Genomic DNA, 11,353 nt, shown 5'->3' on the forward strand with positions numbered 1-11,353 from the left:
GCTGGCGGGCGATGCTTTTGCGAATCCCGAATCCCGGCTCCAAAAGCATCGCCCGCCAGCGGGCTCCTACATCAAGATCGGTGATTATCGCACGCCGTCCGCTGGCTTGCCGGCGAACAGGCCGAACGCGATCAGCATCACCGCGCCCACCGTGATACCGCAATCGGCGAGGTTGAACACCGGGTAGCTCCACTGGCGGAAATACACGTGGATGAAGTCGGTGACCTGGGCCGCGTGCAGGCGGTCGATCAGGTTGCCGACCGCGCCACCCACGATCAGCGCCAGCGGCAGCGCGGTGCGCCAGTCGCGCCGCGGCGTGCGCGCCAGCCACGCCACCAGCACCGCGCCGATGGCCAGCGCCAGCAGCACGAAGAACCAGCGCTGCCAGCCCGCACCACCGGCGAGAAAACTGAAGGCGGCGCCGGTGTTGAACGCCAACGTCCAGTTGAGGAGGCCGGGGATTACCGGATGCGGCATGCCGGCCGGCTGCAGCGTCGACAACGCCCACCACTTGCTGAGCTGGTCGAGCGCGATGACCGCGGCGGACAGCCACAGCCAGGAGAGTGCATTGGGTTTCGAGGTCATGTGCGAAGGCTCGATCGGAATGCCTCCTCCCCCTGCAACGCAGGGGGAGGTTGGGAGGGGGTCGCTTTTGATTCTGAGTGATCAGATCAAGAGCCACCCCTCCCCGACCCTCCCCTGCTGCGCAGGGGAGGGAGAACAGCAAATCAGAACCAGCGACGATTCTCGCCCGGCCCTTCCACGTTGCCGACGCAGCGGCCGCACAGCTCGGGGTGTTCAGCGTGGCTGCCCACGTCGTCGCGGCGATGCCAGCAGCGCACACACTTGGCCGCACCGCTGACCTCGGCGGAAACCCAGGCTTCGACACCATCCAGCTCCACCCTCGCCGCATCGTCCGCACGCGGCGTCACGGGCGCCAAGGTGAACTCGGAGGTGATGAAGAAAAAGCGCAGCTCGTCGGCAACCTCGGCGTAGCGAGCCTGCGTGGCGACATCGGCATGAACCACCAGCTTCGCCTCCAGCGCCGCGCCGATCCGCTCGGCCTTGCGCATGCCCTCGAGCACGCGTGCAGCAGTCTCGCGGATCGCCAGCAGGTCGGCCCACCAGCGCCGCTGCTCCGGCGAAGCCTGGGTGGCGGCGAGTCCGTCGTACCAGGTTTCGAACAGCACGCTGTCACCACGCTCGCCCGGCATCGCCTGCCAGATTTCCTCGGCGGTGAAGCTGAGGATCGGCGCCAGCCAGCGCACCATCGCCTCGGCAATGCGATACATCGCGCTCTGCGCGCTGCGCCGGCCGCGGCTGTCGGTCGGCATGGTGTAGAGCCGGTCCTTGGTGATGTCCAGGTACAGCGCGCCCAGTTCGTTGGTGCAGAAGTTCTGGATGCGCGACACCACCTCGGGATAGTCGTAGCGCTCGTACGCGGCGGTCACCGCCTGCTGCACGTCGTACGCCTGCTGCACCGCCCATTGGTCGAGCAGCACGCTGCCTTCCACCGGCAGCAGGTGTTTCGTCGGATCGAAGCCGTCGAGGTTGCCGAGCAGGAAACGCGCGGTGTTGCGGATGCGGCGGTACGCATCGGAGACGCGCTTGAGGATCTCATCGGAAACGGTCATCTCGTTGCGGTAGTCGGCCGAGGCCACCCACAGGCGCAGCACGTCGGCGCCCAGCGTGTCCATCACCTTCTGCGGCGCCACCACGTTGCCCAGCGACTTGGACATCTTGCGGCCGTTCGCGTCCACCGCGAAGCCGTGGGTGAGTACCTCGTTGTACGGCGCGCGGCCATGGATCGCCGCCGAGGTCAGCAGTGACGACTGGAACCAGCCGCGGTGCTGGTCGGAGCCTTCCAGGTACATCACCTTGTAGTGCGACGCCCTGCCCTGCTGCAGTTCCGGGCGCTGGCCGATCACCGCGAAATGGGTGACGCCGGAATCGAACCAGACGTCCAGCACGTCGGTGACTTTCTCGTAGTCGCTCGCCTGGTCGCCGAGCAGTTCGGCCGCGTCCAGCGCGAACCACGCGTCGATGCCGCCCTGCTCCACTTTCTTCGCGACTTGCTCCAGCAGCGCGACGGAATCCGGGTGCGGCTCCTGCGTGGCCTTGTGCACGAACAGCGCGATCGGCACGCCCCAGGTGCGCTGGCGGCTGATGCACCAGTCCGGGCGCCCGGCGACCATGCCGGCGATGCGCTCCTCGCCCCAGCCCGGCACCCAGCGCACGTTCTTGATCGAGGTGAGCGCCGTCTCGCGCAATTGCGCCTGCTCCATCGAGATGAACCACTGCGGCGTGGTGCGGTAGATCACCGGCGTCTTGTGCCGCCAGCAGTTCGGGTAGCTGTGTTCGATCTTCGCGAACGCCAGCAGCACGCCGCGTTGGCGCAGCAGCTCGACGATGGCGTCGTTCGCCTTCCAGATATGCATGCCGGCCAGTTCGAGACCGTCGGCCGCCGGCGTGTCGACGCGGTAGCTGCCGCGCGAGCCGATGTAGTTGAGCAGGCCGATGCCGTACTCGCGCGCCACCACGAAATCCTCGACGCCGTGGTCGGGTGAGGTATGCACCGCACCGGTACCGTCCTCGGCGCTGACGTGCTCGCCGAGGATCACCGGCACTTCGCGCGGGTAGAACGGATGGCGCAGCTTGAGGCCTTCCAGCGCCTTGCCTTCGGCATGGCCCAGCACCTGGCTCCCCTCTCCCTTCGGCGACCCCAAGGGAGTCCCCTCGCGGGTGAGAGGGGTTGGGGGTGAGGGTTCGAGCGCGCGGGGAGGCTGCGCTCCGGCCGTACCCTCATCCGCCCTGCGGGCACCTTCTCCCGAAGGGAGAAGGGAATAGCGGGCGCGCACCTTGTCGACCAGCGCGCTGGCGACGACGAGCAGCACCCGCCTGCCGTCACGCAGCGGACCCTCGATCAACGCATATTCGAGGCCACCGCCGAGCGACACCGCCTGGCTTTCCGGCAAGGTCCACGGCGTGGTGGTCCAGATCGGGATGGCAACGATGGCGTCGCCGGCATCCACGCCGAACTTCGCCGCCAGCGCTTTCGGCTCGACCGCGTCATACGCCACATCGACTGCGGGTGAGACCTTGTCGCCGTATTCGATTTCCGCCTCGGCCAGCGCCGAGGCGCAGTCGAAGCACCAGTACACCGGCTTGGCGCCGCGCACCACGTGACCGTTGGAAACGATGCGCGCCAGTGCACGCAGCATGTCGGCCTCGTACTTGAAATCCATCGTGCGGTACGGATGCTCCCAGTCGCCGAGCACGCCGAGCCGCCTGAAGCCGGCGCGCTGGTCGTCGATCTGCTGCTGGGCGTACTCGCGGCACTTCTGGCGGAACTGGGCGGCGTCGAGCTTCTCGCCCGGCTTGCCGTACTTCTTCTCCACCGCGATCTCGATCGGCAAGCCGTGGCAGTCCCAGCCCGGCACGTAGGGCGCGCGCTGGCCGGCCAGCAGCTTGGACTTGACCACCATGTCCTTGAGGATCTTGTTGACCGCATGGCCGATGTGGATCGATCCGTTCGCGTACGGCGGGCCGTCGTGCAGCACGAACACGCTGTCGCGGTGCGCGGTCTTGCGCTGGATCTGCGCATAGCGACCGACCCGCTCCCACTCCGCCAGCCAGCCGGGCTCGCGCTTCGGCAAATCGCCACGCATCGGGAAATCCGTCTGCGGCAGGTTGATCGTGCTCTTGTAATCGTGGGTCATGGGCGTGGAAATCTTCGGACGGTACGGGGCGGCAGCGCCGGCCGGACAGGCCGTGCGATGCGAATTGGCGGAAAGGCCCTGCAAAATAGCCGATCAGGACGGTCCAATGAACGGATTGCATACGCGCAATTGCCGATCGATCAGCAATCCGTGCTGCATGTCCTCGGAATAAAGCCGGTTACAGCCGGCCAGCAGCGCCGACGAGGCAATCATCGCGTCGTACACCGACAAGCCGTACCGCTCCGCCAGCCGCCGCCCGGTGTCATGGGTATCGGCGGTCAATGACTCCACCGGGCAGACGGCGCGCAACCCGGCGAGCACTTCGGCGGTCTCGCTCCAGCTCATGCCCAGTTTGCGCCGGGCGACGCTGGTCACTTCGTTCAACACCTGCACGCTGACCACGCCACCAGCCGCGATCACGGCCTCGGCGCGATCGGCCTTGCCGGTGTCCGCCGACAACAGGTACAGCACGATATTGCTGTCGATGAACGCCTTAGCGCCCATGCGCGCCATCACGATCGAACACGAAACCTGCGGGAAGCCGTCCGCGGAACTTGCGCAACCGCTGCAGCAGTTCCTGCCGGCCGGGTTCCTTTTTCACCTCGAACACGCGCGCACCGGCAACGCGCACCTCGATGTCGTCGCCATCGCGCAGCTGCAGCGCATCGACCACCGCGGCGGGCAGGCGAATCGCCAGACTGTTGCCCCACTTCGAAACCTGCATGGCGTACCTCCACGTGGATATACAAAATATATGTATATCCTAGAAGCTGACCTGCCTGAAGTCAACGCGGGAAACAGGTCTCACGCCTCGGCCAGCCGCGGGTTCATGCCCAGCAGCTCGCGCGCCCGGCGCGCATCCAGCGCCATCTGCGCCTTGAGCGGTTCCAATCCGTCGAACTTCTGCTCGTCGCGCAGCTTGGCGACGAACTGCACCGCCATACGCTGGCCATACAGGTCGCCCTCGAAGTCGAACAGGTGCACTTCCAGCAGCGGCTCGACGACCTCGTTCACGGTGGGGCGCACGCCGAGGCTGGCCACGCCGGGCCAGCTGCATTCGCCCTCGCCCAGCCCCACGCGCACCGCGAAGATGCCCTGCACCGGGCTGACCCGCTGCTGCAGATGGATGTTGGCGGTGGGGTAGCCGAGTGTGCGACCGAGCTGGTTGCCGTATTCCACCCTGCCGTCGATCACGAACGGCCGGCCCAGCAGCGGTTCGACCCCGGTAAACTCGCCAGCGGCGAGCAAGGCACGCACGCGGCTGGCCGATACGCGCGCGCCGTCGAGCTGGATCGTCGGCATGGCGCAGGCGCGGAAGCCGAGCTGCGCCCCCATGCGCTCCAGCAGCGCCACGTCGCCACCGCGCCCGTTGCCGAAACGAAAATCGCCACCCACCCAGACCTCGCGCGCGGCCAGCCGCTCGACCAGCACCCGTCGCACGAAGTCCTCGGCCGGCATCAGGGTCAGCGCCCGGTTGAAGCGCAGCAGCAGGGTGTGCTCCATGCAGGCGGCGGCAAAGCCGCGCAGCTTCTCGCGCACGCTGGACAACCGCGGCACCGGCGCCGGCGAGAAGAACGCCCGCGGCAGCGGTTCGAAGCTCACCACCACCGGGCTGCAGCCGAGCGCCTGTGCGCGTTCGCGCACCTGGCTCAGCAATGCCTGGTGGCCGCGATGCAGCCCGTCGAACGCGCCGACCGCGATCACGCTGCCGCGCGGCGCCAGGCAAGGGCCTGCGACATCCCGGGAAAGTCTCATCATCGCGTGAGTATAACGGTCGGCCGGGTGGGTTCACGCAGCCCGCAGGTCGCGCAGACGGAAGCCGCCGGCGAACAGCACGGCCACATAACCGGCCCCGCCGGCCAGCACCAGCGCGGCCAGGTGCCACAGCCGGGTCAGCACCGGCACGCCATGGGTCCAGTTCGGCCACCACCACAGGCCTGCCAGCAGCAACGCCACCATCGCCGCGCAGGCCGCCGCCAGCCGCAGCAGATGTCGCGGCCAGCCCGGCTGGCGCTGGTACACACCGGCCTGCTTCAGCCAATGCCACAGCAGCCACAGGTTCACGTAGGCCGCCACCGCGCTGGCCATGCCCAACGCCATGTGCAGGCCCGGCAACCGGGCCAGGCCGTCCATCCACGGCAAGCGTTTCAGCTCCGCCGGCGCCCACAGCTCGAACAGCAGCGCCAGGAACACCACGTTCAGCAGCATGTTGGCCAGCAGCGAGGCCACCGCCGCGCGCACTGGCGTGCGCGTGTCCTGGCGCGCGTAGAACGCCGGCAGCAGCACCTTCACCAGCGCGAACGCCGGCAGGCCGAAGCTCAGCGCGGTGATCGACAGCGTCGCCATGTGAGTGTCGTGCGCGCTCCAGTGCCCGTGCTGAAACAGCGTGGCCACCAGCGGTCCGGCGAGCAGCATCAGTGCGAACATCGCCGGCACCGCGATCAGCAGGGTGACCCGCAGGCCCCAGTCCAGCGCGTGCGAGAAGCCGGCGGTGTCGGTGGTGACGTGATGGCGCGACAGCGAGGGCAGGATCACCGTGCCCAGCGCCACGCCGAACACGCCCAGCGGCAGCTCCAGGAAACGGTCTGCCTGCGACAGCCAGCTCTGCGAGCCGACCACCAGCAGCGAGGCGATCACCGTGTCGAACAGCAGGTTGATCTGCGCCACCGACGAGCCGAACAGGGTCGGCACCATCAGCCGCATGATCTTGCGCACCTGCGGATGGCTCCAGCCCCAGCGCGGCAGGGTCAGCAGGTCCAGCCCGCGCAGCGCCGGCAACTGGAACAGCAACTGCAGGATACCGGCCGCCAGGATCGCCCAGCCCATCGCCAGAATCGGCGTCTGCAGCCGCTTCGACAGCCACAGCGCGCCGGCGATCATGCACAGATTGAGGATCACCGGGGTCAGCGCCGGCAGCGCAAAACGGTGGAAGCTGTTCAGCGCGCCGCCACACAGCGCAGTCAACGACACGAACAGCAGGAACGGGAAGGTCAGCCGCAGCAGCTCGACGGTGAGGCCGAACTTCACCGGCTCGTCGACCGCGCCGGGCGAAAACAGCACAGTCACCTGCGGCGCAAAGATGATCCCCAGCGCGGTGATCAGCAGCAGCACCCCGCCCAGCGTGCCCGATACCCGCGCCATCAACTCCTTCAGTTGCGCATGGGTGCCGGTTTCCTTCACTTCCGTGAATACCGGCACGAAGGCGGTGGAGAACGAACCCTCGGCAAACAGCCGGCGCATGAAGTTGGGAATGCGGAATGCCACCCAGAACGCGTCGGTGGCGCCATTGGCGCCGAACGCGGCGTTGATCGACATGTCTCGCACCAGGCCGAGCACCCGCGAGACCATCGTCATGCTGCTGAACGAGAGCAGCCCGCGGAGCATGCTGGGGGACTTCATGGGCAGCGGTTCTACCTTCGGCGTCGGTCGCACGGGGCGCACAGTTTGACAGCCCGCGGCGGCGGGATCACGGCCCGCCTATGGCAAAATGCCGGCACGGTCGTCGCCGCGGCACGGTCCGCCCCTGGGCGCCGCCGCCCAAGTGATTGACGCATCGGCGAATCGACCGCATAATTGGCGTCTTTTTCCACCCAACCAACCCTGCATCCGGAGTTCTACCTTGGCCAACATCAAGTCCGCGAAGAAGCGCGCGCGCCAGTCCGAACAGCGCCGCCTGCGCAACATCAGCGCACGCTCCATGGTCCGCACCGCCCTGAAGAAGGTCGTCAAGGCCATCGACGCCAAGGACAAGGCCGGCGCCGTCGCCGCGTTCAGCGCCGCCCAGCCGGTGATGGACCGCTACGCCGCCCGCGGCCTGATCCACAAGAACAAGGCCGCCCGCCACAAGAGCCGTCTGAACGCGAAGATCCGCGAACTGGCGTAAGCCGGAGCGCGACCCGTGTTGCACGAAAAAGCCGGCGCAAGCCGGCTTTTTTCATGCTCCGCTTTTGCCCCTCCCCTGCCTGCAGGGGAGGGTTGGGGTGGGGTCGCTCTTCGCCTCAAGGTCAAAAGCTACCCCCTCACCTGAAGGACTCCCTTCGGTCGCCAACCTCCCCCCCCTGCCTGCAGGGGGGAGGGGCCGAGGCGCAACCGCTGTGCTCCCTCCCCTGCCTGCAGGGGAGGGTTGGAGTGGGGTCGCTCTTCGCCGCAAGTCGAAAGTACCCCCTCACCTGAAGGACTCCCTTCGGTCGCCGACCTCCCGCTGCTTGCAGAGGGAGGAGCCAGCTTCATAGGGCGGGCACCGCCCTACAGTTCACTGGCAAGAACGGGTGGATGCGTACCCGCCCACACGGCATCACCGCCGCGGGCGAAACTCCAGCGGCATCGGTTCGCCGGCTCGTGCCGCCGCCGGTGGCTTGGGGCCGCAGGCGCCGCAGGTGCTGCAGCCGTCGCTGCAATCACCGGTGGCCTCGGCCGGTTGCAGGCGCCGGCCGATCGCGCGCGCCAACGCGCCGCGGCCGGACCGGCTGAACTGGATGGACGCCGCAGCCAGCCAGCGGTTGGTCATTTTCCGGGCCAGCTTGCGCAACACGATCCACACGCTGGCCAGCACCGCCAGGGCGATCACCACGTACTGCATCAGCAGCCCGGTGCTCATGTCAGCGCCCTCGTCACCTGGTAGACGATGAACGAGGCGGTGTAGGCCATCACGAACATGTAGCCGAACGAGATCGCCACGTTGCGCCAGGAATCGGTCTCGCGCTTGATGATCGCCAGCGTGGACATGCACTGCGGCGCATACGCGAACCACACCAGCAGCGACAGTGCACTGGCCAGCGGGATCTGCCCGACCAGCGCCTGCCCCAGCCCTTCCGCCTCGCCGCCGACCAGGTAGACGGTGGCCAGCGCCGCCACCGCGGTCTCGCGCGCGGCAAACGCCGGGATCAGCGCCAGGCTGATCTGCCAGTTGAAGCCGATCGGCGCGAACACGTACTGCAGGCCGCGACCGATGTAGCCAGCGAAGCTGTAGTCGATCGCCGGCAGCGTCGCGCCCTCCGGCGCGCCCGGGAAGGTGGAGAGGAACCACATCAGCACGGTCAGGCCCAGGATCACCCCGGTCAGCCGCTTCAGGAAGATCATGCCGCGCTCGTACAGGCCGATCGCCACGTCGCGCACCTTCGGCAGGCGGTACGAAGGCAGCTCCATCAGCAGCGCGTGCTCGCTCTTGTCGCGGCGCAGATGCTTCATCACCCAGCCCACCAGCATCGCGCCGAGGATGCCGGCCAGGTACAGCGCGAACAGCACCACGCCCTGCAGGTTGAACAGGCCGAACACCTTGCGCGCTGGGATGAACGCGCCGATCAGCAGCGCATACACCGGCAGCCGCGCCGAGCAGGTCATCAGCGGCGCGATCAGGATGGTAGCGAGGCGGTCGCGCGGGTCGGTGATGCTGCGCGTGCCCATGATGCCGGGGATGGCGCAGGCGAAGCTGGACAACAGCGGGATGAATGAGCGCCCGGTCAGCCCCACCGACAGCATCAGGCGGTCGAGCAGGAACGCCGCGCGCGGCAGGTAGCCGGACTCCTCCAGCGTGAGGATGAAGAAGAACAGCACCAGGATCACCGGCAGGAAGCCCAGCACTGTGCCGACGCCGCCGAACAGGCCGTCGACCACCAGGCTCCGCAGCGGCCCGTCCGGCATCAGCGCGGCGACGTGCCCGCCCAGCCAGCCAAAACCGCCGCCGATCAGGTCGCTCATCGGCTTGCCCGCCGCGTAGACCGCCTGGAACACCAGGAACATCACCAGCGCCAGGATCGCCAGGCCGAACACCGGGTGCAGGGTCCAGCGGTCCAATGCGTCGTCGAGCTCGGCGGTGACCCGCGGCATGCGCACCGTCGCCGCCAGCAGTTCGCGCACCTGCGCGTGCAGGTCGGCGCGGTCAGCCGCGTCGTCCGACTGCACCGGCGCTGCCGGCGGCACCTCGCCGTCGACCCGCTCGATCAGCGCCCGCGCGCCACCACGCTTCACCGCCACCGTCTCCACCACCGGCAGGCCCAGCCGGCGCGACAGCTCCGGCACGTCGATGACGATGCCGCGCGAGCGTGCGGTGTCCATCATGTTCAGCGCCAGCACCACCGGCCGCCCCAGCCGCTTCACTTCCAGCACGAAGCGCAGGTGCAGGCGCAGGTTGGTGGCGTCGGCCACGCAGACGATCAGGTCCGGCGGCGCCTCGCCCGGGTAGTTGCCGGCGCAGACGTCGCGGGTGATCTGCTCGTCCGGGCTGCTGGCGTCGAAGCTGTAGGCGCCGGGCAGGTCGAGAATCTGCAGCACGCGACCGGACGGCGCGGTGAAGCGGCCCTCCTTGCGCTCCACCGTGACGCCGGCGTAGTTCGCCACCTTCTGGCGGCCGCCGGTGAGCAGGTTGAACAGCGCGGTCTTGCCGCAGTTCGGGTTGCCGACCAGGGCGATGCGCAGGGTCGAGGCGCTCATGCCGCCACCTCGCTGCGCACGCTGACCCGGGCTGCCTCGGCGCGACGCAGGGCGAAGCGGGTGAAGCCGATCTGGATCAGCAGCGGGTCGCCGCCCATCGGTCCCACCGCGACCACCCGTACCGGCTCGCCGCCGACGAAGCCGAGGTCGCGCAGCCGCTGCGCGATCAGGTCGGACGCATGCGCGTCGTCCACGCGGTCGACCACGGCGGGGGCACCCTTGGGCAATTCGGACAGACGCACGGGCCGTCTCTCAAATAAGAACGGTTCGCATTGTAGCCCACGCCAGCTCCGTTGCACCACGCCAATTGCCGCACCCCGCTGCGTTTATCATCACGTCATTTGCCACAGGGACGACCGATGACTGATTCCATCCTCAGCGTACGCCGTGGCGCCACCGCCTGGCTCACCCTGAACCGTCCGCAGGTGCACAACGCCTTCGACGACGGCCTGATCGCCGCACTGACCGAGGCGCTGGCGGCCGCCGACGCCGATCCGGCGGTGCGCTGCGTCGTGCTCACCGGCAGCGGCAGCACGTTTTCCGCCGGCGCCGACCTGAACTGGATGCGCGGCATGGCCGCCGCCAGCGAGCAGGAAAACCGCGAGGATTCGCTGCGCCTGGCGCGGCTGATGCGCACGCTGCAGTTCCTGTCCAAGCCCACCCTCGCCCGCGTCAACGGCGCGGCCTACGGCGGCGGCGTGGGCCTGGTCGCCTGCTGCGACATCGCGATCGGCGTGGACAGCGCCAAGTTCGCGCTGTCCGAGGTGAAGCTGGGCCTGGTGCCGGCGGTGATCTCGCCCTACGTGGTCGCCGCGATCGGCCTGCGCCAGGCGCGCCGGCTGTTCGTCAGCGGCGAGGTGTTCGAGGCCGTCGAGGCGCAGCGCATCGGCCTGCTGCATGCCGTGGTGTCGGGCAGCGAACTCGACGCGGCGATCGAGCGCCAGCTGCATTTCCTCGCCAAGGCCGGCCCGCTGGCCCAGCGCGAGGCCAAGCAGCTGGCGCTGCGCATCGGCGGCGCCGATCCGGCGCAAGCCGAGCGCATCGACACCGAAAACGCCGCACTGATCGCCCGCCTGCGCGTCTCGCCGGAAGGCCAGCAAGGCCTGACCGCCTTCCTCGACAAGCGCGCGCCGTCGTGGGTCGCGCAACGGTAGGAGCGCACCCTGTGCGCGATGCTCTTCGTCACGTGACGAAAGGCATCGCGC

Annotated in this window: 11 protein-coding genes; 2 read left to right on the forward strand and 9 right to left on the reverse strand. The window is 68.3% G+C overall.

Annotated features, from left to right (window positions below):
• Positions 1–84: 84 nt before the first annotated feature.
• From lspA to murJ, 6 genes are all read right to left on the reverse strand, one after another.
• On the reverse strand, positions 85–585 hold the full coding sequence (lspA, locus tag AC3WTD_RS18190; protein ID WP_027493001.1) for a signal peptidase II: 501 nt from the start codon (positions 583–585) through the stop codon (positions 85–87).
• A 143-nt stretch (positions 586–728) separates the two neighbouring features.
• Entirely contained in the window at positions 729–3,719 is a 2,991-nt protein-coding gene (locus tag AC3WTD_RS18195; RefSeq protein ID WP_492614623.1) for an isoleucine--tRNA ligase, read from the reverse strand.
• A 93-nt stretch (positions 3,720–3,812) separates the two neighbouring features.
• The gene (locus tag AC3WTD_RS18200; protein WP_492614624.1) at positions 3,813–4,223 is read right to left on the reverse strand and encodes a PIN domain-containing protein; all 411 of its coding nucleotides are present in this window, start codon (positions 4,221–4,223) and stop codon (positions 3,813–3,815) included.
• Positions 4,213–4,443 carry an AbrB/MazE/SpoVT family DNA-binding domain-containing protein gene (locus tag AC3WTD_RS18205; RefSeq protein ID WP_492614625.1) on the reverse strand — a complete coding sequence of 77 codons (231 nt, stop codon included), beginning with the start codon at positions 4,441–4,443 and terminating at the stop codon, positions 4,213–4,215. The genes AC3WTD_RS18200 and AC3WTD_RS18205 overlap by 11 nt, the downstream gene beginning before the upstream one ends.
• Before the next feature lie 80 nt (positions 4,444–4,523).
• The gene (locus AC3WTD_RS18210) at positions 4,524–5,477 is read right to left on the reverse strand and encodes a bifunctional riboflavin kinase/FAD synthetase (protein ID WP_492614626.1); all 954 of its coding nucleotides are present in this window, start codon (positions 5,475–5,477) and stop codon (positions 4,524–4,526) included.
• A 30-nt stretch (positions 5,478–5,507) separates the two neighbouring features.
• A complete protein-coding gene (gene murJ, locus AC3WTD_RS18215; protein ID WP_492614627.1) occupies positions 5,508–7,118 on the reverse strand; it encodes a murein biosynthesis integral membrane protein MurJ in 1,611 nt (536 codons plus the stop codon).
• Between the two features lie 220 nt (positions 7,119–7,338).
• Between murJ and rpsT the strand changes: the two genes are divergently transcribed.
• Positions 7,339–7,602, forward strand: coding sequence for a 30S ribosomal protein S20 (gene rpsT / locus AC3WTD_RS18220; RefSeq protein ID WP_027493007.1), 264 nt, complete (start codon positions 7,339–7,341; stop codon positions 7,600–7,602).
• 411 nt (positions 7,603–8,013) lie between these two features.
• Here rpsT and AC3WTD_RS18225 read toward each other — a convergent pair whose 3' ends face one another.
• From AC3WTD_RS18225 to AC3WTD_RS18235, 3 genes are read right to left on the reverse strand one after another with little or no spacing between them, the layout of a single operon-like run.
• Entirely contained in the window at positions 8,014–8,316 is a 303-nt protein-coding gene (locus AC3WTD_RS18225; RefSeq protein ID WP_492614628.1) for a DUF6587 family protein, read from the reverse strand.
• The gene (gene feoB / locus AC3WTD_RS18230) at positions 8,313–10,148 is read right to left on the reverse strand and encodes a ferrous iron transporter B (RefSeq protein ID WP_492614629.1); all 1,836 of its coding nucleotides are present in this window, start codon (positions 10,146–10,148) and stop codon (positions 8,313–8,315) included. Before feoB ends, AC3WTD_RS18225 begins: the two co-directional genes overlap by 4 nt.
• Complete coding sequence (locus tag AC3WTD_RS18235) at positions 10,145–10,390, reverse strand: FeoA family protein (RefSeq protein ID WP_492614630.1); 246 nt, start codon at positions 10,388–10,390, stop codon at positions 10,145–10,147. Before AC3WTD_RS18235 ends, feoB begins: the two co-directional genes overlap by 4 nt.
• A gap of 117 nt (positions 10,391–10,507) precedes the next feature.
• On the opposite strand from AC3WTD_RS18235, the gene AC3WTD_RS18240 reads away from it, so the two are divergent.
• Positions 10,508–11,302 (forward strand): enoyl-CoA hydratase-related protein, encoded by a 795-nt coding sequence (locus AC3WTD_RS18240; protein ID WP_492614631.1) that lies wholly within the window; start codon positions 10,508–10,510, stop codon positions 11,300–11,302.
• Positions 11,303–11,353: the final 51 nt, after the last annotated feature.

This window comes from Rhodanobacter sp. FW106-PBR-R2A-1-15 (assembly GCF_058789735.1).

Coding starts and splice junctions, on each gene's coding strand:
- lspA (WP_027493001.1), bottom strand. CDS start 585: ATGACCTCGAAACCCAATGCACTCTCCTGGCTGTGGCTGTCCGCCGCG.
- AC3WTD_RS18195 (WP_492614623.1), bottom strand. CDS start 3,719: ATGACCCACGATTACAAGAGCACGATCAACCTGCCGCAGACGGATTTC.
- AC3WTD_RS18200 (WP_492614624.1), bottom strand. CDS start 4,223: ATGGGCGCTAAGGCGTTCATCGACAGCAATATCGTGCTGTACCTGTTG.
- AC3WTD_RS18205 (WP_492614625.1), bottom strand. CDS start 4,443: ATGCAGGTTTCGAAGTGGGGCAACAGTCTGGCGATTCGCCTGCCCGCC.
- AC3WTD_RS18210 (WP_492614626.1), bottom strand. CDS start 5,477: ATGATGAGACTTTCCCGGGATGTCGCAGGCCCTTGCCTGGCGCCGCGC.
- murJ (WP_492614627.1), bottom strand. CDS start 7,118: ATGAAGTCCCCCAGCATGCTCCGCGGGCTGCTCTCGTTCAGCAGCATG.
- AC3WTD_RS18225 (WP_492614628.1), bottom strand. CDS start 8,316: ATGAGCACCGGGCTGCTGATGCAGTACGTGGTGATCGCCCTGGCGGTG.
- feoB (WP_492614629.1), bottom strand. CDS start 10,148: ATGAGCGCCTCGACCCTGCGCATCGCCCTGGTCGGCAACCCGAACTGC.
- AC3WTD_RS18240 (WP_492614631.1), top strand. CDS start 10,508: ATGACTGATTCCATCCTCAGCGTACGCCGTGGCGCCACCGCCTGGCTC.